General features: G+C 71.4%; 21 protein-coding genes. 9 read left to right on the plus strand and 12 right to left on the minus strand.

Annotation, left to right across the window (positions count from 1 at the left end; translation table 11 throughout):
* Positions 1 to 228: 228 nt before the first annotated feature.
* Positions 229 to 540 (minus strand): GYD domain-containing protein, encoded by a 312-nt coding sequence (locus tag VKV26_17545; protein HLZ71710.1) that lies wholly within the window; start codon positions 538 to 540, stop codon positions 229 to 231.
* Positions 541 to 897: 357 nt separating this feature from the next.
* On the opposite strand from VKV26_17545, the gene VKV26_17550 reads away from it, so the two are divergent.
* Complete coding sequence (locus VKV26_17550; protein ID HLZ71711.1) at positions 898 to 1,341, plus strand: hypothetical protein; 444 nt, start codon at positions 898 to 900, stop codon at positions 1,339 to 1,341.
* A gap of 52 nt (positions 1,342 to 1,393) precedes the next feature.
* Here VKV26_17550 and VKV26_17555 read toward each other — a convergent pair whose 3' ends face one another.
* From VKV26_17555 to VKV26_17570, 4 genes are all read right to left on the minus strand, one after another.
* Positions 1,394 to 2,740: an amidohydrolase gene (locus tag VKV26_17555; protein HLZ71712.1), complete on the minus strand. Its 1,347-nt coding sequence runs from the start codon at positions 2,738 to 2,740 to the stop codon at positions 1,394 to 1,396.
* Between the two features lie 73 nt (positions 2,741 to 2,813).
* Entirely contained in the window at positions 2,814 to 3,158 is a 345-nt protein-coding gene (locus tag VKV26_17560; GenBank protein ID HLZ71713.1) for a hypothetical protein, read from the minus strand.
* Between the two features lie 39 nt (positions 3,159 to 3,197).
* Entirely contained in the window at positions 3,198 to 4,160 is a 963-nt protein-coding gene (locus VKV26_17565) for a DUF3105 domain-containing protein (GenBank protein ID HLZ71714.1), read from the minus strand.
* A gap of 94 nt (positions 4,161 to 4,254) precedes the next feature.
* A complete protein-coding gene (locus tag VKV26_17570) occupies positions 4,255 to 5,133 on the minus strand; it encodes a UbiA family prenyltransferase (protein HLZ71715.1) in 879 nt (292 codons plus the stop codon).
* 420 nt (positions 5,134 to 5,553) lie between these two features.
* On the opposite strand from VKV26_17570, the gene VKV26_17575 reads away from it, so the two are divergent.
* Positions 5,554 to 6,915, plus strand: coding sequence for an Hsp70 family protein (locus tag VKV26_17575; protein HLZ71716.1), 1,362 nt, complete (start codon positions 5,554 to 5,556; stop codon positions 6,913 to 6,915).
* A gap of 9 nt (positions 6,916 to 6,924) precedes the next feature.
* Here VKV26_17575 and VKV26_17580 read toward each other — a convergent pair whose 3' ends face one another.
* Entirely contained in the window at positions 6,925 to 7,977 is a 1,053-nt protein-coding gene (locus VKV26_17580; protein ID HLZ71717.1) for a hypothetical protein, read from the minus strand.
* Between the two features lie 328 nt (positions 7,978 to 8,305).
* On the opposite strand from VKV26_17580, the gene VKV26_17585 reads away from it, so the two are divergent.
* Together VKV26_17585 and VKV26_17590 are read left to right on the plus strand one after the other, a co-directional pair.
* A complete protein-coding gene (locus VKV26_17585; GenBank protein HLZ71718.1) occupies positions 8,306 to 8,827 on the plus strand; it encodes a DinB family protein in 522 nt (173 codons plus the stop codon).
* Between the two features lie 46 nt (positions 8,828 to 8,873).
* Positions 8,874 to 9,419, plus strand: a complete 546-nt coding sequence (locus tag VKV26_17590) for an NAD(P)H-dependent oxidoreductase (protein ID HLZ71719.1) — start codon at positions 8,874 to 8,876, stop codon at positions 9,417 to 9,419.
* Positions 9,420 to 9,624: 205 nt separating this feature from the next.
* On the opposite strand, the gene VKV26_17595 is transcribed toward VKV26_17590, so the two are convergent.
* Entirely contained in the window at positions 9,625 to 12,006 is a 2,382-nt protein-coding gene (locus VKV26_17595; GenBank protein HLZ71720.1) for a DEAD/DEAH box helicase, read from the minus strand.
* A 41-nt stretch (positions 12,007 to 12,047) separates the two neighbouring features.
* Positions 12,048 to 12,665, minus strand: coding sequence for a hypothetical protein (locus tag VKV26_17600; GenBank protein HLZ71721.1), 618 nt, complete (start codon positions 12,663 to 12,665; stop codon positions 12,048 to 12,050).
* Positions 12,666 to 12,780: 115 nt separating this feature from the next.
* Between VKV26_17600 and VKV26_17605 the strand changes: the two genes are divergently transcribed.
* Positions 12,781 to 13,056 (plus strand): NifU family protein, encoded by a 276-nt coding sequence (locus tag VKV26_17605; GenBank protein HLZ71722.1) that lies wholly within the window; start codon positions 12,781 to 12,783, stop codon positions 13,054 to 13,056.
* A gap of 6 nt (positions 13,057 to 13,062) precedes the next feature.
* Here the strand turns inward: VKV26_17605 and VKV26_17610 are convergent, their stop codons facing one another.
* Positions 13,063 to 13,938, minus strand: coding sequence for a hypothetical protein (locus VKV26_17610; protein HLZ71723.1), 876 nt, complete (start codon positions 13,936 to 13,938; stop codon positions 13,063 to 13,065).
* 144 nt (positions 13,939 to 14,082) lie between these two features.
* On the opposite strand from VKV26_17610, the gene VKV26_17615 reads away from it, so the two are divergent.
* Positions 14,083 to 15,267: a CoA transferase gene (locus VKV26_17615; protein ID HLZ71724.1), complete on the plus strand. Its 1,185-nt coding sequence runs from the start codon at positions 14,083 to 14,085 to the stop codon at positions 15,265 to 15,267.
* On the opposite strand, the gene VKV26_17620 is transcribed toward VKV26_17615, so the two are convergent.
* From VKV26_17620 to VKV26_17630, 3 genes are all read right to left on the minus strand, one after another.
* The gene (locus VKV26_17620; GenBank protein HLZ71725.1) at positions 15,219 to 16,517 is read right to left on the minus strand and encodes a hypothetical protein; all 1,299 of its coding nucleotides are present in this window, start codon (positions 16,515 to 16,517) and stop codon (positions 15,219 to 15,221) included. The two genes, VKV26_17615 and VKV26_17620, sit on opposite strands and share 49 nt — an antisense overlap.
* Before the next feature lie 92 nt (positions 16,518 to 16,609).
* A complete protein-coding gene (locus tag VKV26_17625) occupies positions 16,610 to 19,036 on the minus strand; it encodes a CoA transferase (protein ID HLZ71726.1) in 2,427 nt (808 codons plus the stop codon).
* A gap of 69 nt (positions 19,037 to 19,105) precedes the next feature.
* The gene (locus tag VKV26_17630) at positions 19,106 to 20,569 is read right to left on the minus strand and encodes a chlorohydrolase family protein (protein HLZ71727.1); all 1,464 of its coding nucleotides are present in this window, start codon (positions 20,567 to 20,569) and stop codon (positions 19,106 to 19,108) included.
* A 195-nt stretch (positions 20,570 to 20,764) separates the two neighbouring features.
* Here VKV26_17630 and VKV26_17635 point away from each other — a divergent pair, with 195 nt between their 5' ends.
* The 3 genes from VKV26_17635 (at position 20,765) to VKV26_17645 (ending at position 24,406) form a co-directional block, all read left to right on the plus strand.
* Positions 20,765 to 21,802, plus strand: a complete 1,038-nt coding sequence (locus tag VKV26_17635; protein HLZ71728.1) for a YihY/virulence factor BrkB family protein — start codon at positions 20,765 to 20,767, stop codon at positions 21,800 to 21,802.
* Between the two features lie 84 nt (positions 21,803 to 21,886).
* Positions 21,887 to 23,002, plus strand: coding sequence for a potassium channel family protein (locus tag VKV26_17640; GenBank protein HLZ71729.1), 1,116 nt, complete (start codon positions 21,887 to 21,889; stop codon positions 23,000 to 23,002).
* Positions 23,003 to 23,044: 42 nt separating this feature from the next.
* Entirely contained in the window at positions 23,045 to 24,406 is a 1,362-nt protein-coding gene (locus VKV26_17645; GenBank protein HLZ71730.1) for a folylpolyglutamate synthase/dihydrofolate synthase family protein, read from the plus strand.
* Positions 24,407 to 24,410 lie beyond the last annotated feature (4 nt).

The raw sequence follows: 24,410 nt of genomic DNA on the forward strand, positions 1-24,410 counted from the left end.
TGCTCAACGCCGCGAGCGGTGTCCTGCGCGCCTGAGCCTGATCCGGACCTGCACTCCCGGCTCCCGCTCGCCTGGACCACGCGGCGAGCACGGTCGATGTGCCAAAGTCCAGGGCCGGGCACGCTGTGCCCGGCCGGCGCGGCGCCCTTACAGTTAGTTTCAAAACCGGCGTTCAGGTGCGATCGCACACCTGCAAGCGGGAACCCGAGCCGATTTTGAAACCATGTCTCAGCGTGTGTCGGGCGGGCCGCCGATGTCCGCGACCATCTCGAAGAAGCGCTCGATCGGGATGATCGGCATCGTTTCGTACTGCGAGGTGCCGCGCGAGGCCGTCAGCGCTGAGAGGCGCATCGCCGTCTCGTTGTCGGGCGCGTCGATGATGAACAGGAAGTCGTACGCTCCGAGGCAGGCGTAGCCGGCCACGATCTTCGCGCCTACGGCATCCATCGCGCGCTGGTTTTCGCCGTAGCGCTCCGCCGTGCCGCGCAGGTCGGCCGCACCAACCGGGGTGGTTTTGCCCAGGGCACAGAACAGCGGCATCGCTCACCTCACGGGCATGCGTCTGGATCGTTTCACATCCGGCGATCGGGTGCGGCTCGGCACCCGGGTTCCGGAACGCGAGCCGGTTGTGCAGCCGGGTCTCAAGCGGGCTGAGCGAGTATAGCACCGGCGGCAGCCAGGCGCAGAGCGTCTGCGAACGCCGCTTGAAGACGCCGGACGGCGGCGCGGCGAAGACTGCCACGCCGCCGCTCCGACCCCGCGCAAGCTTGCGAAATTTCGCGGGCTTTTGGCCATAACACCGCCGGCTTCGCAGACGCGCCATGCGATACTTGCCGCGCGTCCCGGCCCGCAGCGCGGCAGATTCTCCCGGGCGCGAATGAAGAAGGAGCGATCGATATGAGCCTCGCCGTTCCCACCGTCCCTGGGGGCAGCCCTGCAGGCCTCGCCCGGCGTGCGGGCGTGCTGTTCGCGATCGTCGCCCTGCTGGCGTTCGGGGGCATGCGCAGCAGCGCGGCCCGCGTGCACGCGCAGACCGGCCCCACTGTCACGGTCGACCCGGCCAGCGGCAACCAGAACGACGTCTTCACCTTCACCGGCGCCGGCTTCGCGCCGGGCGCGGTGCTGGCTGAGCTCTATCAGGATCCCACCGGCCAGCAGTACACCTTCTATGTAGCCGGCACCACCACGCCAACCGTGATCGTGGCCGACGACGGCGGCAATTGGAGTGTGACCGTCACCCCCGCCACCGACTTCGCCGGCGCCTATGCGGGCACCTGGACCGTCGTTTTCTGCGACGACTCCGGCAACTGTTTCAGCGGCACGATCGATATCTCTGTCTAGGTGACAGGTGACCGGTGACAGATGAGGGATAGCGAGGGTTGTCACCTGTCGCCTAACTCTCGGCGAACTCGCGCTCGTAGGCGAGGCCGCGCACGAAGGTGAGATAGGCATCTTTGCTGAAGCGCGGCTGAAAGGCGCCGCTCACACGCTTCGCCTGCGCGCCGCCGTCCGCCAGCAGGTCGATCGTCGTCATCGCCATCGCCTTGGCCGCGTTGATCACAGCGTTGTCGAAATCGACGATGTGGTAGTCCGCACCGTGGCCCGTGCCCACCGCGCCGAGGGCGTGCGGATGCACCACCGGCATGATCAGGCTCATGTCGCCCACGTCGGTCGAGCCGGTGCGGTGGCCGGTGCGGCCCACCTGCTCCTTGCCCACGAGCTGGGCTGCGTTGGCGCTGATCAGCTCCACCAGGTGCTCATCGTGCGTGAGCGGCATATAGCCGGGGATCGTCGTGATCTGCACTTTCGCGCCCAGCGCCAGGGCGCCGGCGCGCAGGGCGCGGTCCACTTTCGTGTTCGCGTCTGCGATCGCCTCCAGCGTCTTTGCCCGCACGAAGGTCTCGATGCGCACATCGGCCGGTACGATGCTGGCCGAGCGCCCGCCGGCGGTGATGATCGGGTGCACGCGCACCGTGTCCTCATCACGAAACGTGGGACGCTGCGCGTCGATACCGGCCAGGGCCAGCGTGGCCGCGGCCAGGGCGTTGATGCCCCGCTGCGGCGCCCCGCCCGCGTGCGCCGCGCGGCCCGTGTAGCGCACGTGCTTGATGATCGCGCCGTTGTTGCTGCGCGAGACGGCGAAGCGGCCGTCCTCGGCGACGCTGGACGTATGCACGATCATCGCCAGGTCCACGTCGTCGAACTCGCCCAGCCGGATCAGCTCCGGCTTGCCGAGGATGAACTCGATCTGGCCGGCGCGCTTCAGCTCCAACCGGCCCTCGATGTCGATGCACTCCTCGGCCGGCACGGCCATCGGCACAACACGGCCGCTGAGCGATTCGCGCACACCCTCCGCCTGCAGGCCGATCACCGCGCCGATCATCGAGCCGATCTGGCCGTTGTGGCCGCAGGCGTGCGCCGTTTGCCGCTGCGGATGCGCGTCGAAGTGGTCGGGCACGATCAGCGCGTCCAGCTCGCCCATGATCGCCACGGCCGGGCCGGCGCCGGCGCCGCCGCGCAGCTCGCCCTTCACGCCCGTGAGCGCGAGCCCCTTGCGATAGGGCACGCCGAGCCGGTCGAAGGTCTGCTGCACCAGCGCCGCCGTCTGCTGCTCGTGGAAGCCGATCTCCGGCTCGCGGTAGATCTGCTGTACCAGCTCCACGATCGCCTCGCGCTGGGCGTCGATGCGGGCGCAGGCGCGGCCCTTCAGCTCTTGCATGGTTGCCTGAGTGGTGGTCACGGCGCAGTTCCTCCTCGCCTACCGCTGCTTGCCCGTCGAGATCGCCTCGACAGCGCCGCCCGCGGCGCTCCGGTCAGTTGAGGTGCCGCAGCGTCGCGCGGGCGTTCACGGCGGCGTAGATCTGGATCGAGAGGTCGCGCACCTTGCCCGACCACTCCGCCCAGTCCTGCCGCGCCCGCTGCGCTTCGGAGCTGCCCAGCGCCTTCTGCACCACGCTCTCGTCCGCGAACAGGTAGATCGAAACGACGTTCGGCGCGCCCGCCGGCGCGCCGGGCCCGTAGGCCAGGCCACGGTAACCGACCACGCCGGGAATGGCCAGCACGTGCGGCAGGTGCACGCGGTGATACCAGCCGCGAAACTCCGGCAGGGCCGCCGGATCGATCCGCGCCCGCACCAGAAGCACCGGCCGCTGCGCCATGCCGACTTCCTCCTGACGCCCGTGCTCGGGCGTGGGACGTCAGGGGGCCGGCGTGGCGGGGGCGAGCGGCCCCGGCGGCTGCGTCGAACCGGCGGCGGGCGTGGCCGGCGCCAGCGGACCGACGGGTTGCGTGGCCGCCGGCGTGGCGCCCGGCGCCGGCGTCGCCGTACCGAGCACGGCCTGCACCGTCGCCTGACCGGGCTGCGGCGTCACCGGCGCGTTATTGATCGGACCGCCCTTGGCGCCGTTGCCGCAGGTGTTCTCCGGGTCGTACTGGCAGTAGTTGCGCTCGATGAACGTCTTCAGCTTGTCGATGTCCGCCGAACCCTTGAGGCTGAAGTCGTGGCCCACGGCGCCGGGCTGGTTGCAGGTGCTGCCCCAGGCCGTGATCCGCTGCCACGACGTAACCGTCACCTCGCAGGGCATCTCGGGCCGCGGCGCCAGCAGCAGGTGCGGTCCCACGCCGACGTTCGTCTTGTCCACTTCCTGCCGGTAGATCTCCTTCAGCTTCGCCACCACGTCGGCCGGCGCGTCCTTGTTGTAGAGAACTTCGACGCCGGCGTGCTCCATGAAGTGCGGCAGGAACTCCGTGGCCAGCGGATCCTTGTAGATCTGCGGCTGCGGCACGGTGGGGAAGTGCGGGCCGGAGGTCGGTGGGTCGGTGCTGTAGGCGACGTGGAAGTCGCCTGGATTCACGTGCGCGTTGCCCTGCGACGCCACCCTGGTGCCCGGCAGCGGCGCCCGCAGACCCAGCGGGTCCAGCAGGAAGAACAGCGCAACGATCGCGAGGACGATCACGCCGGCAATGGCCCACGGCAGCCACGAGGGCAGCCGGCGGCGCTGCGCGTCCGGCGGCAGCGCCGCGGCCCCACGGGCGCTTGCCGCCGCGGGTCGCTTGCTCAGCGACGGCGGCGCGGAGCGTCCGCCCTGCTTGCGGGCGCGCTGGCGCTGCTCCAGCCGCTTCTGATCGCGTTCGTTCTGGCGCTGCTGCTGTCGGTTCATCGCGTCCTCAGGCCGCGCGCGTCGCCGCTGCTCACGCGCCCCCCATCGCCCCATTGTAGAAGATCAATTCTCTTACACAGAAACGCGAATGCTGTTACGGCGCCGCCGCCAGCCAGCCGATGCCGAAGGCCAGGCTGCCCGCGATCAGCAGGCCCCAGGCCCGCCCGAGGCCCGCCTCGCCACCCCGCCGCGACACGCCGATCGCCGCGGCCAGCGCCAGCAGCGCCGCCCCTGCGCCGGCGGCCACCACCCCCGTGCGGTAGCCGGCGAGCGGCGCCAGCACCAGCCCGGCGGCCACAGCCAGCGCCAGCGCCAGCCGTGAGCCGAGCACCGCGCCGCGCTCGCCCAGCCGGTGCGCCAGGCCACGCACGCCGGCCCGTGCGTCGCTCTCGATGTCGGGCGCGGTGTTGCCGAGATAGAGCGAGACGCCGAGCAGGGCGCCCAGCGGATACGCCCACAGCAGCGCCGCCGAGAAGCGGCCGAGCGCGGTCCAGACCCAGAGCGGCAGCAGCGGCAGCGCCACGATGTAGGTGACGATGCTCCACGGCGTGCGCTTGAGCCCGAGATCGTAGGCCAGGCCGCAGGCGAGGCCGGCCATCGCCAGCGCCCAGCCGCCCACGCCCAGCGTCAGCGCCAGGGCGCCGCCGGCTGCCGCCGCACCCGCGGCCACGAGCCAGGCCGCGCGCCGGCTGAGCGCGCCGGCCACGATCGGCTTCCACGGCTTGGCGAGGCGGTCGAGTTCGACATCGGCGGCGTCGTTGGCGGCGCCGATCGCGCTCTGCAGGCAGAACATCACGACCAGCATCCGCAAGAGCCGCCCGCCGTCCGGCGCCCCGCGCGCCGCGACGAGCGCGAACAGCGCCACGGCGACGACGTTGGCGAACACGGGAAAGGGATGGATCACGCGCGCGGCGCTGAGCAGGCGGCGCCGGCCCCGCGGCCGTGCCGTGACCAGGCGCTGCTCCACCGTCACCTGCCCCTCCCCGCGCCTAACCCCGCGTTGATTCAACCTCGCCGCTCCGCCGCGATCGGAAGAACGCCCGTCTCCCTTCCCCTCATGTCTCATCATGGCTCAGGCGGAAGGGTTGGATGAGGACAAACGGTCGCTCTCGGACAACCCCTTCCTCGCAGGAAAGGGTTGTCCGAGCCCAAGCGAGGCAGGGATAGGCCTTGACGCGCCCGGCGCCGCTCCTCTAGCATACGGATTGTTGGCCGGGCCGGATGCACGCATTCGGCGGCCCGAAGCAGGTTTGCGCCGTGTGGCTAGGCCCGCCGAGATCGCTGCCACGCCTCTCCCGTGAGGAGGGGCGGGAACTATGTAGAGCGCCCGTCTCGCGTTGAGCGAGGCGGGTTTTTTGTTGCCCGCGACGCGGGCGGGCAGAGAGGGAATGCGATGACGCTCAGCGTCGGCCTCGACTTCGGCACCTCAAACTCCTCCGTCGCCGTCTACGACGGGCAGCGCGTGACCCTGGCGCCGCTCGACGCCGCCGGACGCGATCCGTCCGTGATGCGCTCGCTGCTCTACCTCACGAAGCAGGGTGAGCGCTTCGTCGGCCAGGAAGCGTTCGACCGGCACCAGCGCGACAACGTCGGCCGCGCGGTGAAGCTGGAGCGACACTACGTCGGCGATGTGACGATGACCTTCTCCGGAGTAGGCACGATTACGATCGAGGCGAACGCGCTGATCGACGTGAACGAGCCGGGGCGCCTCTTCCAGTCGATTAAGTCGCTGCTGCCCGACCGCGTCTTCGCCAGGACCTCGGTCTACGGCGTCGATCTCACCGCAGAAGACCTGGTCGTGCTGCTGGCCGGCGAGATCGTGCAGCGGGCCGAGCGCTTCCTCGGGCGCCCGATCGAGCGGCTGACCGTCGGCCGGCCCGTGCACTTCTCCGCGAAGGCCGCCGACGACGCGCTCGCCCGCGAGCGGCTGCGTGCGGCCGTGGCGCGGCTCGGCGTACCGCACCTGGATTTCCTGGAAGAGCCGGTCGCCGCCGGCATCGGCTTCGCGCAGCAGGGCGCGGCGCCGGCCGACGGGCGTCCCTTCCTCGTCTTCGACTTCGGCGGCGGCACGCTGGACGTGACGGTGCTGCGTGGGGCCGGCGAACGGGCGGAGGTGCTGGCCACCGGCGGCACGCCGATCGGCGGCGATCTGCTGGACCGCCGCATCGTCGAAGCGCGGCTGCTGCGCCAGTTCGGCGAGAGCGCGACATACGGCCCGCGCCGGCTGCCAGTGCCGCGCCACATCCTCGCCCGCCTGCTCGACTGGCAGACGCTCTACCTGCTCAACCGCCCCCAGCCGCTGGCGCAGATCGAGGAGATCCAGCGCTCCTCCTCGCAGCCGCGCGAGCTGGCGAACCTGCATACGCTGGTGACGCGCGGCTACGGCGCGGCGCTCTACCGCGCGGTCGAAGAGGCGAAGCAGCGGCTCTCCGAGGCCGGCCACGCGCCGATCGCCCTGGAGCGCGAAGGCATCGACGTGCGCGACGTGCTGACGCGCGAGGGGTTCGAAGGCATCATCCGCGCCCAGTACGACGCCGCGCTGGCGCTGGTCGACGCCGTCGTACGCGAAGCAGGCGTCGCGCCGGAGGCCGTGGGCGCGCTGGTGACGACGGGCGGCTCCTCGCGCATTCCCCTGTTTCAGCGCGGCCTGCGCGGGCGCTTTCCCAACGCGCGGCTGGCGGAGCAGCACGCCTTCACCAGTGTCGCCGCCGGCCTGGCGATCGCGGGCTGGCAGGGCCGCCGCGCCGCCGCCTGATGCGCCGGCTCAGCCCGTGTGCGACCAGTCGGCCGCGCTGCCCGCCGCCATCTGCTGGCGGCCGCTGCCGTCGGCCTGCATGCGCCAGAGCGTGCCGCCGCTGTCGCCCGTGTCGCTGTAGAGCAACTGGGAGCCGTCGGGAGACCACGCTTCCACGACGCCGCTGCCGAGGTCGCTGTCTTTGCCCGTCGCCGGGTCGTAGACGTGGATCGACCAGCCGTCGCTTCCGCCCACGCGGTAGGCGAGCAGGCCGCCGGCCGACCACAGCGGGTTTTGCCCGTCGGCGGCGACGAGCTGAGCGGCGCTGCCGTCGGCACCGGCGATGTACAGGACGACGCTGATCGAGCCGCTCTGCAACGCCTGGCTGGAGAAGGCGACGTGCGAGCCATCGGCGGAGAAGGCAAGCTGCGAGCCGGCCACGAAGGGCTGCGCCGCGCCGCCGCCCGTGGCCGCGGCGTATGTCGCATTGCTCGCCCCCGCGCTGCCGGCGCAGCGGCTGAACAGCGCCGTGCCCGCCGGCGACCAGCCCTCGTTGAACAGGCAGAGGTTGCCCGCCGAGCCAAGTTGACGCGGCGCGGTGCTGCCATCGGCGGCCGCCGCCCAGATCGCGGCGGCGCTGAGGTTCGTGACCAGACGGTAGGAGACCTGGGAGCCGTCCGGCGACCAGCGCGGCGTGTCGGCCACCACGCCCGGCGCGGTGCAGCCGTCCTCGCCGCAACCGCTGGGCGCTACGGCCTGTGTCGTGATCGCGTGGGCGTTCGTGCCGTCGGCGTTCATCACCCAGGCGTTGCCGTCCGGGCCGATGAAGGTGATCTGCTTGCCGTCGGGCGACCAGCGCGGCTCGGCGGCGCTGCGCCCGGCCGGCGCCGTCCAGATGCGGCTCGGCGTGCCGCCGCCGCCTGGCAGGGTGTAGATGCCGTCGCCGCGGGTGAAGACGATCGTGCCGGCGTTCGTGGCGGCTTGCACGTGGGGCGCCAGGGCGAAGACGGCGAGCGCGAGGCAGAGCAGCGCCGCCGGCAGCGCCGGCCGCGTGATTCGCCGTTGTCGCTCGCTGCCCCGCATGGTGTTCGCTTCCTCTGCCGCAGGGGCCGTTGTCTCAGCCCACGACCATAACTCTGATGATAGTAACGAGCCGGCTCCGCATACTGGTCCACACTCTGGTTGTGAGTATGTTGACAGTGGATCCGTATCGATCGTCACATACGTTCGATGCGCTGCCCCGCTCACCCTCCGTGCGGTCTTGCGGCGCCGAAGGTGGTAGGGTTGCGCCGCGGCGTACTGACCCGACGGGTTAGTATGAAATACGGGTCAGAACAGCACCCAGCCGATCTACTAGTCGAGCGCGACGCCATATGCTGAAGCCCCGGCGCTGCCGGGCGAAGTGAGAGCGATGGACACGATCGAGTTCATCCGCGGCCAGATGCGCGGCCTGCACACGCTGCTCGACCGCGTGACCGAAGACCTGAGCGACGAGCAACTGCACTACGTCGCGCGGCCCGGCGTGCAGCCGATCGCCTTCTGTCTCTGGCACTACGTGCGCACGGAAGACAACATCATCCGCTTCGTGATCCAGCACCGCCCAACCGTGTGGATGGAGAGTGGCTGGGACGTGCGCCTCGGCCTCGACTCGCGGGCGCAGGGCACCGGCATGTCGGACGAGGACGCCTCCGCCTTCCGCCTGCGCTCGCTGCCCGACTTCCGCGCCTATATGACGCAGGTCTGGGCGGCGACGGATGACTATCTCGCCGGCCTGGACCCGGCCGCGGCCGACCAGCGCGTCACGATCAAGCCGGTGGGGGAGATGTCGCTGATGCAGGCGCTCGGCGGTATGTGCCTCACCCACGGCTACCGGCACCTGGGCGAAATAGAGTACGCCCGTGGACTCGTCGGCCTCAAAGGCGCGACGATCTGACCGGCGTACAACATCCAATGGGCGGGTATTGCCCACGGAGGCTGGCATGGGACCGCTGCTGGTGATCGCGGGCAGCATCCGCGTGGAGCGCCGCTCCTTCCAGGTGGCCGAATACGTGCGCGAGCGTCTCGCCGAGATCACCTCCGGCGTCGAGCTGATCGACCCGCGCGACTACCTGCTGCCGCCCTATGACGGCGTCACCACGACGGCAGCCTCCGATGAGCTGGCGCAGCGTTGCCTCGATGCAAGCGGCTTCGTCTTCGTCTGCCCGGAGTGGCACGCCGGCGTGCCGGGCACGCTGAAGAACATGCTCGACTACCTGGGCGCGGCGCAGTTCAGCGGCAAGCCGGTGGGGCTTGTCTCCGTTTCGTCGGCGCTGGGCGGGTCGATCGTGCTCAGCCATTTGCGCGACATCCTCGGCGTGCTCGGCGCGGCGCTGGTCGGCCCCTTCGTGCCGGTGCGCAACGTGAAGACGGCCTTCGACGACGCCACCGGCCGCCTGGCCGACGAGAAGTTCGAGGCCTACCTGGTCGGTGCCCTGCGCCGCGTGGCCGGCCTGCGCGAGGCGCTGACGCTGGCGCCGCAGCGGTAGAGCGGGCGGCGGGTTGGCCCTCTCCCTCACCCCCTACCCACTCTCCCTCTCCCAATGCTGGAGAGAGGGAGAGGGGCGATCCTGGGGAGGAAGTTTCAGCGTGGGGTCGGGTTAGCCGGTTGCTGGGGGCGCACGGCGTGCGCTGTTCGCGCCGGCGGACGCGACACGCGGCGCGGCGGGTAACCCGACGCCCGTCTGGATCGCTCTACACCGGATCGCCCCTTTCCCCCAATCCTGGGGGAAAGGGGACGGGGGATAGAGGGCCGAGCGCCGTCAGCAGGGCCAGCGCCGCCGCCTTCTCCGGCGGGTCGGCGGGGCGCCAGCAGGCGGCCGAGAGCACGCAGGCCGGGCAGCCCTCGCGGCAGCGGCAGCCCGCGACGATCTCGCGGCAAAGCGCGAGCAGAGCGCCCGGATCGGCGGACAGGCGCTCGGCGATCCCGCAGCCGCCGGCGATCGCGTCGTAGAGGAAGAGCGCCGCGCCGCCCAGCAGCTCGTGCCGCTCCTCGTAACTCGCCACCACGTCGCGCGGGTCGCAGAGCACGCGCAGCGCCGCCGCCGCCGGCAGGAGATGTTCCAGCGCGTGCAAGGCGGGCGCGAACCGCCGCCGGCCGCCTTCGTCGAGCCGGCGCCGCAGCTCGTCGGGAAACACGAACCAGAGGCCGGCCGTCTCCATCTCGCGGCGCTCCGGCGGGTCGAGCGTCACCGTACGCCGCACACGCGCCAGGCGCTTGCCCTCGCGGTAGCCGATCGTCGTCCACGTCACCAGCAGGCGGCCCGCGTCAGAGCTGAACCGGGCGGCTGTGGCGACGCCGGCCACCGCCTCGCTCGGGCGATCTCCGGCAGGCACGCCATTGCCTGAACGCCGGGCCCCAGACCGCGCGAGCGGCGCCGCCACCGTGACGACCAGCGGCTCGCTGACGGCATCCTCGGGCTCGGCGGCGACGCTGATCCGGTGCGAGACGTGATCGACGGCTTGAACCCGGTAGGGGCGCCCGCCGTGCAGGTAGACGGCGCCCAGGTGCGCCTCGAGCGTGCGCTGGCTGTCGTCCAGCGTGCCGATCTCGCCCTCCGGCGCCTGCACCGTCCAGGTCTCGGCGCCGGAGCCGCGCAGGCTGACCGCGGCGTGCGAGGCACCGGGTCCGGCCCGCCACTGCCCGCCGTCGCGCGTGAGCAGGCCGCTGGCCGCCGCCGCACGCGGTACGGCGTCGCCGGCCGGCGCCAGAGCGGACAACGTCTCGGGATCCAGCGGCGCTTCCGCGGCGGCACAGCCGAGGTGCTGCGCGATGATCGCCTCGTTCTCCCGGTCGACGGCCACGTCTTCCAGCACGGATGAAAGCAGCGCCCGATCGTGCGCCGCGTAGTAGGCATCGAGGGCGCGCGGAAACGGCACGAAGACGACAAGCGACGGCCGCCGCCCGCGCCCGGCACGGCCGGCCTGCTGCCAGAACGAGGCGCGCGATCCGGGAAAGCCCGCGATCACTGCCGCGTCCAGCCCGCCGATGTCGATGCCCAGTTCGAGCGCGTTGGTGGCGATCACGCCGCGCAGCCTTCCCTGCTTCAAGTCCCGCTCGATCCGTTCCCGCTCGCGCGGCGCCAGGCCGCCGCGGTACGGCGCCACGCGCCCACCAAGCTCCGCACCCAGCCGTTCCCGCGCCTGCAGCCACATCGTCTCCACGCCGCGCCGCGTCTGCGCGAACAGGATCGTGCCGATCTCACGCTCGATCAGGCCGCAGAACAGCTCGACCGCCGTCGCCTGGCCACGATCGCCGGTGACAGCCAGCGACGGCTGCAGCGCCAGCAGCGTGCGCGGCCCGCGCCCGGCGCCGTCCGCACGAATCACCGGCAAGCGGCGGCCCGTCAGCCGTTCGCCGAGCTGCTCCGGGTTACCGACCGTGGCGGAGCAACCGGCGATCTGCGGCCGCGCGCCGTGCAGCGCCGCGACACGCAGCACCCGCCGCATCAGCATCGCCAGGTGCGCGCCGAAGACGCCGCGATACAGGTGCATCTCGTCCAGCACGACGAACTGCACGCCCGGCCAGAAGCGCCGCCAGAGCACGTGCTGCCCGCAGAGGCTCAGGTGCAGCATCTCGGGATTGGTGATCAGCAGCCGCGGCGGATCGGCGCGCAGGGCGCGGCGCGCCTCTTCCGATGTGGCGCCGGTGAGCACCGCAACCGCCGGCGCCCGCGGCAACGCCCGCGCCCAGGCCGTGAGCGTACGCGCCTGGTCGTTGACGAGCGCATTGGTGGGCGCAATCAGCAGCGCTCTGGCCCGCGGCTCGGCCAGCAGGCGGGCGAAGATCGGCAGGGCGAAGGCGAGCGTCTTGCCACTGGCGGTCGGCGTGGCGATGGCGACGTCGCCGCCGGCGTGCAGCGCATCGAAGGCCTGCGCCTGCTGCGGGTAGAGGCCGCGGATACCGCATTCGCGCAGCAGCTCCTGCAGCGCCGGCGGCAGCGGCTGTGCCGGCTCAGCGAAGGTGGGTGGCGTCTCGGGCAGACTGGCAGTCCAGGCGATGCGATCGGCAAAAGCGCGGCGCAGATCCTTGAAGACTGCATCCACGGGGTCGGCACGGCGCCGGCGCAGGAACACGGCTCCTCCGGACCGCGGCGGATGGGCATGGCTGCGCCGGCTCAGCCGGCGGCGTGGCCGGCCTGGCCGGCGTGCTGGTGGTGCGCGGCCAGCAGGTAAATACGCTCCCCGCAGTATGTGCCGAGCGCCAGCAAGGCGGCGGCGCCCAGCGCGACGCAGAGAAACACGCCGCCGACCGCCACGCCGAAAGCGGCGCGGTCCGGTGTGGCGGTGATCAGTCCGGCGGCGTCGCCGAGGCCCAGCGCCGAGATCAGCGCGAGGAAGACCATCAGCCCGCCCATACCCAGTGCGAACCCGGCCAGCGCCAGACCCCAGTGCCGCGCCAGCGGCGAACAGAGGCCGCAGACCAGCACCGCGACCGTAAAGGACAGATTGGCGATCCAGAGCAGCAGGTCGAGCCCGCGGCCCGTCTCCGCGCTGCCGGAGCTGATCGCGCCCAGCAGACCGCCCGCAAAGACGAGCAGCAGCGCCGCCGGCAGCCCCACCCAGACGAAGGCGGCCATGCGCGGCCGCACGAGTGTGAACGGCGCCAGCGCGCGGCTGGTGCCGCCGAGATAGTCGAGCACGGCGGCGGTGCAGGCGAGCAGCAGCACGCCGACGACCGAGAGCACGAGGATGGCCGAGGCCTGGTTGCCGAGAATGACGTTAAGCGGCGTCACAGCAGCCGCAGTATAACAGGGGCAGCGGGCGGGCCGGCAGTTTGACCGTGCCCAGCCAACACGCTAAGCTATGTAAGCAATTGTTTGGCCGCACGGCGGCCGAGGGCCGGCCCCGATGATCCTGAATCCGCTGCTCGTCGACCGGGTCGAAGCCGCGCTCGACGTGATCCGCCCCGCCCTCGAGATGGACGGCGGCACGGTCGAGCTGATCGAAATCACCGCGGACATGACCGTGCGGCTCAACTTCGTCGGCTCCTGCGGCGGTTGCCCGCTCAGCGCCCTCACGCTCAAGCTGGGAATCGAGCGCACGCTGCGCGAACATGTGCCCGAGATCGCCGGCGTGGAAGCCGAAGGAATGGGCGAGCCGATCTGGGAGCGGGCGCTGCCGTAGCACGCCTCAGCCCATGTTGCCGCCCGTCCAGCCCAGGCGCAGCGCGGCCGTCTGCAACGCCAGCTCGCACAGCCGTTTCTGCGCCTCGGTCACGCCCGCCAGCAGGTCGTTCACGTCCGCGGCCGCGTAGCCCAGGCTGCGGGCCAGCTCGCCGCTGGCGCGGAAGGGATACGGCAGCGCCCGCACCGCAGCCGTCGCGTACACGTCGAGCTGCGCCGCGGCCTGGGCGTAGGCCTGGGCGCGCAGCAGCGGCCGCAACTCGCGTCGCACCGTCTCGAAGTAGTCTCCCCAGGCGGCCAGCAGCAGGTACTCGCGGCTGGCGAAGCCGCCGTCGGGCGGGCCGGAGACGTCGGCCGCCAGCCCTTCCGCCCAGCGCAGCCGCACGCTGATCGGCGCCGGCTCCGGCCGCAGCGCCGCATCCGGTCCCGTGCGCGGCGGTGAGGCGCCCACCTCGCGGCCCAACAGCGCATCGCGCGCCGCGGTCGCGATCAGCAGCGAGACGGCGTTGATCCGTTCCAGCAGATCCAGCGTTGTGGCCAGCGCCAGCTTCTCGCCGCCGGCCAGCGGACGGCTGCCGCTTTCGCTTTCGACGCCGCCGACCAGCCGTCGGTGGTCGGAGAAGGGGAAGCCCGCCTCGTACACGGCGCGCCCGGCGCGGCTCTGCAGCTCGTGCGCCGTGCGTTCGAAGTAGGCCGAGGCGACCGACGGCTTGAGCTGCAGCCAGGCTGCCTGCAGGTAAAGATCGTAGACCGCGAGCAGCTCAAACAGCTCGCCCACCCAGCAGACGCCCAGCGTGCGGCGCACGTCTTTAAAGACACGCTTGATGCGGTCCAGCCGGTCCTCGGAGAGGCCGGCGGGCATGCCCGAATGGCGCTGCGTCACGACGTTCCGCCGCGGGAGACTCTCCGGCGCGGGCGTGGCGCCGGGCACCGGCCAGTATACGCACCCGCCCGGTTGGCCGAAACGCCCGCGCGGGCGGTACCATGCAGCGCGACGGGCCGCCGCGCCGGCCGGGAGGAACAGACTATGCCGCTGCCGCTGGAAGGTCTGCGCATGGTCGATGTGACGGAGAACCTCGCGGGGCCGTACTGCTCGATGCTGCTCTCCGACATGGGCGTCGAGACGATCAAGATCGAGCGGCCCGGCTCCGGCGACACGACGCGCGGCTGGGGCGAGCCGCGCGAGACGGTCAGCCGCGCCTTCAGCATGGTCAACCGCAACAAGCGCAGCCTGGTGGTGAACCTCAAGGACGAGCGCGGCCGCGAGATCGTGCGGCGGCTGGCCGCGGGCGCCGATATCCTGCTGGAGAACCACCGCCCCGGCTACATGGACTCGATCGGGCTGGGCTACGAGGCGCTGAGCGCCCTGAACCCGCGGCTGATCTACGCGCAGATCTCCGGCTTCGGCCAGACCGGGCCGTACCACGAGCGCGGCGGCCTCGATCTCGTAGCGCAGGCGATGAGCGGCCTGATGAGCGTGACCGGCGAGGAAACCGGCGCCCCGAACAAGGCCGGTTTTCCCGTCACCGACCTGGGCACGGGCATGTTCGGCGCCTACGGCGTGCTCTGCGCCCTGCAGGCGCGGCATCTCACCGGCCGCGGCCAGCGCATGGACTGCTCGCTGTTTGAGACGGGCGTGGCCTGGTCGGTTTGGCAGACGGCGAAGTACCTGGACACGGGCGAGGCGCCGGGGCGCATGGGTTCCGCGCATCCGCTCAGCGCGCCTTACCAGGCCTTCCCCACTGCCGACGGCTACATCGTGATCGGCGCCGGCAGCCAGACATTGTTCCGGCGGCTCTGCACGGTGCTGGGCGTGGAAGCGCTGGCTTCCGACCCGCGCTTCGACACGCAGCCGAAGCGCATGCGCGCTTATCAAGCGCTAGCCGCGCTGCTGAGCGAGCGCACCCGCCTGAAGCCCTCTGAACAGTTGCTCTGCGCCCTGGAGCAAGCCGGCATCCCCGCCGGGCCGATCAACGACGTGGCGCAGATGCTGGACGACCCGCAGGCGCGGGCGCGGCGGATGGTGATCGAGACCGACCACCCCGCCTTCGGGCCGCTGCGCACGATCGGCAATCCGGTCAAGCTCTCGGAGACACCGTGGGCGTTGCGCCGGCTGGCGCCGAAGCTGGGCGAGCACGCCGGCGAGATCCTGCGCGAGGCCGGCTACACCGACGCCGAGATCGCGGCGCTGCACGAGGCCGGCGTCGTGTAGGCCGCTGCGCCGCCGCTCATCGGCGCACCGCCGCCGTCGGGCTGGCCGGCGTCCAGATAGGCCGCGTCGAGCGCGGCGGCCACGGCGGCGAGATAGGCCGGCTGTGGGCTGCCCGCGGGCACGTTCACCGTGATGCTGAGCGCGACGGCGCCGTGCCGCCACTGGATCGTGTAGCTTTCGCGCAGCTCGGCCCGCGGCCAGCGCACGGTGGCGCGGTAGGCGATCGTCTCTTCGCCCAGCTGCACCGGCGGATTGAGCGGCAGCACGGCCTGGCGGGTGGCCGCGGTGAGCGACACGTCTTCGACGGCCCGCTGCGCGCCGAAGGGATCGACAAAAACGGCAAGCGCCGTGGTCAGCAGCGTGCGGCTGGCGTCGCTGCTGGTGAAATACTGCGCGGACGCCGCCACCCTTCCCCACTCGGCGACGATCAGGTGGGCGATCGCCTCGGGCTGGCGCGCGTCGAGCACGAGTTGCTCATTGCTCCAGAGGTAGCTTCCGCCGCGATCGAAACCGGCCGGAGCCGCGGCGTCCGGCAGTTGCGCCTGCTCCAGGTCCTCGCCGGCGTGCAGCGCCGGTCCGTCGTTGCGCGGCGCGATCGGGAGCGAACCGGCGATGCCGCCGTCCTCCGCGGCGTGTTGCTGCACCGTGAGCGCGAAGCTCGTGACCAGGTCCACGCCGGCGTCGGGGCCCTGGACGGTGACGGCCATCTGCAGCGGCCCCACACCCCAGACGGCCACGAACAGCTCCGGTGTCGAGGGTGAGGCCGCCTGGTGCAGCAGGCGCGCCCCATCGCCCAGCGCAGAGGCGTCGAGCGCCTCGGCAGGGCTGTCGCCCGGCGGCTCCGTCTGGCCGACCGCGGCGGCGGCGGCGTTTTCATCCGAATACAGCGAAAGCAAGAACCTGGCGACCGTGCCATTACCGCGCGCCGTCGGCACGAAGGTCTGCTGCAGGCCGGTGATCCGGCCGGCGCCCTGCAGTGCGGCAAGCGTCGCCTCGCGGACAGCGGGCGGAGCGCCGAAGGCGAGGGCGGCGTTCGGCGTCGCGGTCTCCTCGTAGACCTCGAAGCCGGCAGGCAACTCGTCGCTCGCCAGGCGGTAGGGCAGCAGCACCAGCAGATCCTGCTCGGACAGGCCGGGGGCAAGGCCCTGCGCCGTTGCCGGCCGCGGCGCCGCGCCGTGCAGCAGCAGGCACAGCACCGCCGACGCGACGAGTCCGCGCGCGAAGGCGGTCAGAACCGTTGCTCGTGGCAAGCGCTGCTATCCCCGACGCCGGGATCCGCCGTCCGCGGTCCCCTGCAGCGTCTTCCGGGCCGTGCTCCGCGCGAGCCGGCGATTGCCGAGGCTCAAAGCTTGCCGAGCATCGGCGTGACGGGCGTGTCGTCGATCACGCCCTGCTCGCGCAACTCCACGACCGAGGCGGCGGGCAGCCCCAGCAGCTCGCGGTAGACGTACTCGTTGTGCTCGGCGAAGCGCGGCGCGGGCAACCGCACCGTCACCGGCGTTTCACTCAGCTTGCACGGTGCGCCGGGGAAGGGGAAGACCCCCGCCTCCGGATGCACGATCGGCACGTAGAAGCCGCGCGCGAACAGGTGCGGATTGGAGAGCGCCTCCCAGTTGGCGAGCACCGGCGCCGCCGGCACGCCCGCCGCCTGCAGCAGCCGCGCCGCCTCGTTGTGATCGACCGTCTTCGCCCAGGCGGAGAGGATCTCGTCGAGTGCGTCGTGCTGTGCCTGCCGCGCCGCCTGCGTGGCGAAGCGCGCCTCGCCGGCCAGCTCCTCGCGGCCGATCGCACGGCAGAGCTTCTCAAACTCGCCGTCGTCGCGCACGGCGAGCGCCACCCAGGCGTCGGCGCCGGTGCAGGCGTAGGCGCCTTGCGGCGCGCAGCGGGGCGAGCGATTGCCCCGCGGCTCGCGCACCGTGCCGTTGAGCGCGTAGTCCATCAGCGCCTCGCCGAAGAAGGCGGCGGCGACCTCGTTCAGGGCCATGTCCACGAACTGGCCCTCGCCGCGTTGCCGGCGCGCGTGCAGCGCCGCCAGCGCCGCGATCGCGCCGTGGGCGCCGGTGATCGGGTCGGCGTAGTAGCTGCCGGTGCGGAACGGCTCGTCCGGCCCGTAGCCGGTGAGCGCGGCGAGGCCGGAGGTGGCTTCGATGGTCGAGCCGTAGGCGACGTAGTCCCGCTCGGGGCCGCTGCCGCCGTAGCCGGACATCGAAACCAGCGTGACGCGCGGGTTGACGGCGCGCAGGTGCTTGTAGTCGAGGCCGAGGTTGTGCATCACGCGGGCGCTGTTGTTCTCGATCACCAGGTCGGCGCGGCGCAGCAGTTGCCAGAAGACCTCCTTGCCCGCCGGCTTGGCCAGGTTCAGGGAGATGCCGTACTTGTTGCGGTTGAGCAGGTTGAAGTAGGCGGCGCGATTGTAGTGGTACTTCATCGGGTCGTTGCCGGGGTAAAACAGCGCCCGGGTGGCCGGCTTCGAGGCCAGCTCGATCTTGATCACCTCGGCGCCCAGGTCGGCGAGCAGCCGCCCGGCCAGCGGCCCGGCCCAGTTGGCCGTCAGCTCAAGCACGCGCACGCCGTCCAGCGCCAGCCGGCGCGCCGAGCCACCCGCGGCCGGATCCGCTGCCGGCCGGCGCGGTTCAGACGCATCCCCGCCTGCCCACTGCGCCTTGCCCGCTGCCGCCTCGTGCTCGCCGAGCAGCGGCGCCGGCCGCGCGATCGCCGGCGGTGTGGCGCTGAGCTTGTAGGGGAAGCCGGGCTGGCGCACCCGTCCCGCGCGCGGCTGCTCGACCTCGACAAACCAGTCGCGCGCCGCGAGTTGCGGCGAGACGAACAGATCGGCCACCGTGTTGACCGGCGCTACGGGGATGCGCAGCTCCTGGGCAGCGTGGTAGATCTCGGCCTTCGTGCGGTCGGTGCACCACGCCTCCCACAGCTCTTTGATGACCGCGCCGTTGGCAATCCAGGAGGCGTGGTCGGCGAAGCGCGGATCTTCGAGCAGATCGGGCCGCTCGAGCAACAGCAGGATGTTGGTGCTGAACGGACCCTGGAAATAGAAGACCCACCCGTCCTTGCAGCGGGTCAGGTCGGAGGCGGTGCGGCGCAGCACCGTGCCCGCGTGCGACCAGGCCGTGGTCAGCCAGGAGTGTGCGGAGAGAAACGCCTCCATGCCCGAGGCATCGATCTGCTGGCCGGCGCCCGTCTCGCGCTGGTGAAAGAGCGCCGCCAGCAGATGCACCGCCGCCTGTGTGCCGAGCTGGAAGCCGCCCTGGAAGCCGGGCACCAGCAGCGGCGGTTTCCGCGCGTCGCCGGCGAAGTACATGTAGCCGCCGAGGGCGAATTCGACGATCTCGTCGCTCAGCCAGTCCTTCCACGGCCCGCTCTGGCCGAAGGGCGTGAGCGAGGCGACGATCAGCCGGGGATTCGCCCGCGCCAGCGCCTCGTAGCCGAGGCCGAGCGCCGGCAGGCGGCCTGGCGCCAACGTCTCGACCAGCATGTCGGCATCGCGGCTCAGCTCGCGCACGCGCTCACGGCCGGCGTCTTTCTCCAGGTCGGCGACGATCGAGCGCTTATTGGCGTTGAGGTAGAGGTGCAGGCCACCCGTCTCCGCGTCCGCCTTGCCGCCGCGGAAAGGACCAAGCTGCCGCACCGGATCGCCGCCCGGCGGCTCGACCTTGATCACGTCCGCGCCGAGGTCGGCCAGCAGCTTCGTACAGTAGTCGCCGGCGATCGACGTGGAAAGGTCGAGCACGCGAACATCGTCCAGTGCACGCATGATCGGTCGCCTCACCCCCGACCCCTCTCCCAATCCTGGGAGAGGGGAGAACGTTCTCCGCCCTCCGCCCTACGCCCTCTCTTCCCTGTTCCCTGTGCCCTCGCCGTACGTTTGCGGCGAGAGCGCGTCGGCGCCGCGGCCCGCCCAGTCGAACTCGGCCATGCGCGGCCACATGCGCTCGCCGCCCGCCTGCAAGGCGGCAAGGATGCGCTGCTCGTCCGCGCCCTCGACGCGGCCGTCGCGCACCACCTGCCGCCCGTTGACGAAGACCTCAGCCACGTCCTCCGTGCCGGCGTTGAAGACGATGTTCTTCACCGGGTCTCGCAGCGGCGTCATGTTCCAGCTTTGCGCCCGCCAGAGCACCAGGTCTGCCTTCGCGCCCGGCGCGATGCGCCCCAGGTCGTCGCGACCCAGCGCCCGCGCTCCGCCCAGCGTGGCCGCGTCGAACACGTCGGCGGCCCTGGCGACGAGTGTGCGCCGGTCCACGATCTTGGAGATCACCGCGGCCCAGCGCATCGCCTCGATCATGTTCTGCGGGTTGGTATCCGTGCCCAGCGACATGTTGATGCCGGCCTCGTTGTAGCGGGCGAAGGACTCCATGGCGATGCCGCGCCGGGCGAAGACCCAGGGCGCGTGCGCCACCGAGCAGCCGCTCTCGGCCATCGTCTGCAGGTCGCCGGGCGGGTAGTTCGCCCAGGAGCTGCCGCCGATGATGATCGCGTGGCCGAGGATCGTGCGCGGGCCGAGCGCGCCGATCGCGTTGAGCCAGGCGATCGGCGTCCGGCCGTGGCGGCGCAGCATCTCCTGGAACTCGTTCACCGACTGCGAGGTGTGCACCTGCATGGGGAGGCGGCGCTGCTCGGCGATGCGGTACGACTCGCACAGCAGCTCCGCCGTGCAGGTATCGACCTGCGACGGCGAGAGAAAACCGCGCACCAGGCCACCGTGGGCGCCGTCGTTCCGGTCGATGAAGTCGAGGGCACGCTGCAGACCCTGCCGCCCGCCCTCTTCGTCCCACTCCCAGCTCACCTGCCTGCCGTCACGCGTCAGCCAGCGGCCCGAACGGTAGCCCTGCGCGATATACACGCGCATACCGTAGCGCCCGGCCATCTCCGCCACGATCTCGCCCGCGCCGCCCATCTCCGCCACCGTGGTGCAGCCGCCGCGCAGCATTTCCACGATCGAGAACTCGACGCAGGCGCGCGTGCCCTCGGCGTCCTGCGCGGCGCCGCGCACCGGCAGCATCTCGAAGAGGCCGGAGTTATAGAACTGCGGATTGCCCACGTCTTCGATGAAGGAGCGATCGAGCGGCGAGCCGGCGATGTGCGCGTGCGTGCTGATCAGGCCGGGCGTGAGCACCCGGTCACGGGCGTCGATCTCGCGATCGGCGCTGCCTTCGAAGCTCGTGCCGACGTGCGCGATCGTGTCGCCCTCGATCACAACGACGCCGTCGCGCAGCAACCGGTGGCCGCGGCCGTCGTGCGCGATGATCCAGCCCGCGCGGATCACGGTACGAGCAGCAGGAGCGGTCACGATCGGACCTCCGGCGGGGCATCACAGCGCCCACGGTACAGGACGCGGCCGGCATCGAGGTAGGGGCAGCGCGGGTGACTGACGCCGGCACGTCCGCGGCGCTATCATCGCTGGCACGGCGGCCCGCTGCACCCGCGAGCGAACGCCGCGGCCGCGGGCGCCGAGCGCGCGACGGCGACGAGACAGGTGATTGCGATGAAGGCGCTGTTCCGCTTCGTGCAGCAGACGGGAAAAGGCTACGGCGAGGCGCGGGGCGCCAGTTTCGCGGCGGCGATCGCCTACTCCACGCTGTTCTCGATCTTTCCCATGGCGGTCTTCCTCGTCGCCTTCGCCGGCTACTTCATGAGTGATTCGCAGCGCAACTCGCTGGTGGACAAGCTCACCAGCGCCCTCGGCGGCGGCTCGACCGCCAACGTGCGCGAGCAGGTGATGGCGGCCACGAGCGGCCGCGCGAGCCTGGGCATCATCGCGCTGGTCGGCGCGCTGTGGTCGGGCAGCGCCGTGTTCACCGCCATCCGTACGGGACTCAACGTGATCTGGCAGCGGCAGCAGAAGTCGCCGTGGGTGGTGCAGAAGATCAAGGATCTGAGCGCGGTCTTCGGCCTGGCGATCATGCTGAGCCTCTCGATCGCCGCCACCGCGTTGCTGACGGTGGTGACGAAGATCACCGAGCAGGTGCTCGGCAAAGACGCCGGCGGCATCGTGGCCTACCCGCTCGGCCTGCTGCTGATCGTGGCGCCGCTGGGCATCGTCTTCCTGGCGTTCGGCGTGCTCTACGCCTGGGCCTCGCCGCCGCACATGCACTGGCGTGACGTCTGGCCGGGGGCCCTGTTCGCCGCGGCCGGCTTCGTCGTGCTCAGCTTCGGCTTCAGCCTCTACGCCCGCTACTTCGGCCACTTCGACAAGGTCTACGGCACGCTCGGCGCCGTGATCGCCTTCTTGTTCTATGCCTACCTGATCGGCACGCTGATCCTGATGGGCGCCGAGGTCGTCGAACAGTACGTGCTGCTCAAACACGGCGACCCGCTGCTCGCCGCGCCTGCCGGCCGGCTGCTTCAGTCAGGCGCGGGCGCCGTGGACGGCCGAGGCCAGAGGCAAATTCCCTTACTGGTGCTGGTCACCGACGACCAGGCGGCGAAGCGCGGCCGGCTGGACACGATCACGGCGGCGCAGGCCTTTCCGAGGGCTGCCGAGAGCTTTGAGACGGCCGAACCGGCCGGGCCGGCGAGGTGACGGATGACCGGCGGGTTTGCCCCGGGCCGCCTTGTTGCCTGTAACCAGTAACCTGTCAGCGGACGTGGGAGGCGATGCGGCTCGATGGTGTGGCTCGATGCGCTCGCGGTGGCCGGCGGCGTGGCGCTCGTGGCGATCGTGCTCTGGGACGTGTTCGAGACGATCGTGCTGCCGCGCCGCGTCTCGCGCCGCTTCCGGCTGACGCGGCTGTTCTACCTGAGCATCTGGGCGGTGTGGACCCTGATCGCCCGGCGCCTGCGCGGCGGCCGGCGCGAGAGCTTTCTCAGCTATTTCGGCCCGCTCTCGTTGCTGCTGCTGCTGGTGAGCTGGGCGATCGCGCTGATCGTCGGCTACGCGCTGCTGCAGCGCGGCGTCGAAACCCAGCTGGTGGCGCCGAAGGGAACGAGCGGCCTGATCGCTTATCTCTATTTCAGCGGCACGACGTTCTTCACGCTCGGCCTCGGCGACGTGGCGCCGCTGGGCGAGGCCGGACGCATTGTGACCGTGATCGAGGCCGGCACCGGCTTCGGCCTGCTCGGTCTCGTCGTCGGCTATCTTCCCGCCTTCTACCAGTCGCTCTCGCGCCGCGAGACGGCGATCACCCTGTTGGACGCACGCGCCGGCTCGCCGCCCGGCGGCCTTGAGCTGATCGTGCGCTACGCCCGCGAAAACGACATCGACGGCCTGGCAAGGCTGCTGGCCGACTGGGAGCGCTGGGCGGCGGAGCTGCTTGAGAGCCATCTCTCCTATCCGCTGCTCACCTTCTTCCGCTCCCAGCACGACAACCAGTCGTGGCTGGCCGCGATCACGGCCGTGCTCGACGCCTGCGCGCTGGTGCTCTCCGGCATCGAAGGCGTTCCCGCGCGGCCGGCCCGCCTGACGTTCGCCATCGCCCGCCACGCGGCGGTGGATCTCTGCCAGGTGATGGTGCTGGAGCCGCGGCTGGATCACCCGGAGCGCCTGCCCTCCGAACAGCTCGCCAACGTCTGCTCGGCGCTGACCGCCGCCGGCGTGCCGCTCACGCCGGACAGCGACGGCGCCAAAAAGCTCACCCGCCTGCGCCGCTCCTATGAGCCGTACGTGTTCGCGCTGTCCGATCGGCTGCTGATGCCGCTGCCGCCCTGGATCCCCCCGCCCGCGGCCAAAGACGACTGGCTCGCCTCGGCCTGGAAAGACCCGGAAGGCATGGAGCACTTTTGAAGCCGGCGCGTCCGTACAGCCGTACAGCCGTACAGCCGTACAATGAACGGCGAGACGGGCATGGGGCGCACCATGGAGTTTGTCGAGGCGGCGGACTGGCTGCTCTCCTTCGCCAACTACGAGATGACGCCGCTTGACCGAGCCACGGCCGCGCGGCGCGAGCTGCGGCCGCTGCGGGAGCTGCTGACGCGCCTTGGCGAGCCGCAGCGCGGGCGCGGCACGGTGCACATCACCGGCAGCAAGGGCAAGGGCAGCGTGGCGGCGATGATCGCGGTGCTGCTGCGCGCCTGCGGCCTGCGCACGGGCCTCTTCACCAGCCCGCACCTGCACACGATCCGCGAGCGCATGCAGGTGGACGGCGAGCCGATCGCCGAGCCCGATTTCGCACGGCTCTGCGACCTGATGCGGCCGCACGTCGAAGAGCTGACCGGCGCCGGCGCGAAGCTGACGACGTTCGAGCTGCTCACCGCGCTCGGCTTCCTGCACTTTCGCGAACAGGACGCCGCCTGGCAGGTGGTCGAGGTCGGGCTGGGCGGCACGCTGGATGCGACCAACGTGCTGGACGAGAAGCAACTCTGCGTCTTCACGCCGATCGGCCTGGAGCACACCGAGATTCTTGGCGACACGGTGCAGCAGATCGCCGCGGACAAGGCCGGCATCCTGCGGCCCGGCGTGCGCGCGGTGATGGGCCTGCAACGCGAGAGCGCCGCCGAGGTGCTGCGCGCGGCCTGCGCCGAACGCGGCGCCACGCTGTTCGAAGTCGCATCCGCCTGCCAGCTTTCGCGCGGGCGCTCAAGCCTCGATGGGCAGGAGCTGCGCCTGCGCACGCCGCGCGACGAATACCGGCTCAAATTGCCGCTGGTCGGCCGCTTCCAGGCGGAGAACGCGGCCACGGCGATCCTCGGCATGGAGCAGCTGATCGACGCCGGTGTGCCGTTCGCGCCGCAGAGCGCGGCGGCGGGTCTGGCGGAGGTGCGCTGGCCGGCGCGGGTCGAGGTGCTGAAGCGCAGCCCGCTCGTCGTGGTCGACGGCGCCCACAGCCCGGATTCGGCCCGCCGCCTGGCGCAAACGGTCCGCGAGGACCTGCCGCACCGCGGCTTCTACCTGGTCGTCGGCGCCTCGAGCGACAAGGATCTCGCCACGATCGCCGCCGCCTTCACGCCGCTCGACCCGACGGTGATCGCCACGGCGGCGCAGCACCCGCGCGCGGCGGCGGCCGCGAACGTCGGCCAGGCGTTTCAGGATGCCGGCATGATGGTGCGCCTCGCCCCGGACGTGCCGGCGGCGATGGACGCCGCGCTGAGCGAAGCCGGCGGCGGCGACCTGGTGCTGGCCACGGGCAGCCTGTTCGTCGCCGCCGAGGCGCGGGCCGCGGTGCTTGGCCTGCTGCCCATGCCGGCGTGAGGGG

This window comes from Dehalococcoidia bacterium (assembly GCA_035310145.1).
Taxonomy (GTDB): domain Bacteria; phylum Chloroflexota; class Dehalococcoidia; order CAUJGQ01; family CAUJGQ01; genus CALFMN01.

Excerpts from the sequence above, each read along its gene's own strand:
- VKV26_17545 (HLZ71710.1), bottom strand. The coding sequence starts at position 540 with ATGCCGCTGTTCTGTGCCCTGGGCAAAACCACCCCGGTTGGTGCGGCC.
- VKV26_17550 (HLZ71711.1), top strand. The coding sequence starts at position 898 with ATGAGCCTCGCCGTTCCCACCGTCCCTGGGGGCAGCCCTGCAGGCCTC.
- VKV26_17560 (HLZ71713.1), bottom strand. The coding sequence starts at position 3,158 with ATGGCGCAGCGGCCGGTGCTTCTGGTGCGGGCGCGGATCGATCCGGCG.
- VKV26_17565 (HLZ71714.1), bottom strand. The coding sequence starts at position 4,160 with ATGAACCGACAGCAGCAGCGCCAGAACGAACGCGATCAGAAGCGGCTG.
- VKV26_17575 (HLZ71716.1), top strand. The coding sequence starts at position 5,554 with ATGACGCTCAGCGTCGGCCTCGACTTCGGCACCTCAAACTCCTCCGTC.
- VKV26_17580 (HLZ71717.1), bottom strand. The coding sequence starts at position 7,977 with ATGCGGGGCAGCGAGCGACAACGGCGAATCACGCGGCCGGCGCTGCCG.
- VKV26_17585 (HLZ71718.1), top strand. The coding sequence starts at position 8,306 with ATGGACACGATCGAGTTCATCCGCGGCCAGATGCGCGGCCTGCACACG.
- VKV26_17590 (HLZ71719.1), top strand. The coding sequence starts at position 8,874 with ATGGGACCGCTGCTGGTGATCGCGGGCAGCATCCGCGTGGAGCGCCGC.
- VKV26_17605 (HLZ71722.1), top strand. The coding sequence starts at position 12,781 with ATGATCCTGAATCCGCTGCTCGTCGACCGGGTCGAAGCCGCGCTCGAC.
- VKV26_17615 (HLZ71724.1), top strand. The coding sequence starts at position 14,083 with ATGCCGCTGCCGCTGGAAGGTCTGCGCATGGTCGATGTGACGGAGAAC.
- VKV26_17625 (HLZ71726.1), bottom strand. The coding sequence starts at position 19,036 with ATGCGTGCACTGGACGATGTTCGCGTGCTCGACCTTTCCACGTCGATC.
- VKV26_17635 (HLZ71728.1), top strand. The coding sequence starts at position 20,765 with ATGAAGGCGCTGTTCCGCTTCGTGCAGCAGACGGGAAAAGGCTACGGC.
- VKV26_17640 (HLZ71729.1), top strand. The coding sequence starts at position 21,887 with ATGGTGTGGCTCGATGCGCTCGCGGTGGCCGGCGGCGTGGCGCTCGTG.
- VKV26_17645 (HLZ71730.1), top strand. The coding sequence starts at position 23,045 with ATGAACGGCGAGACGGGCATGGGGCGCACCATGGAGTTTGTCGAGGCG.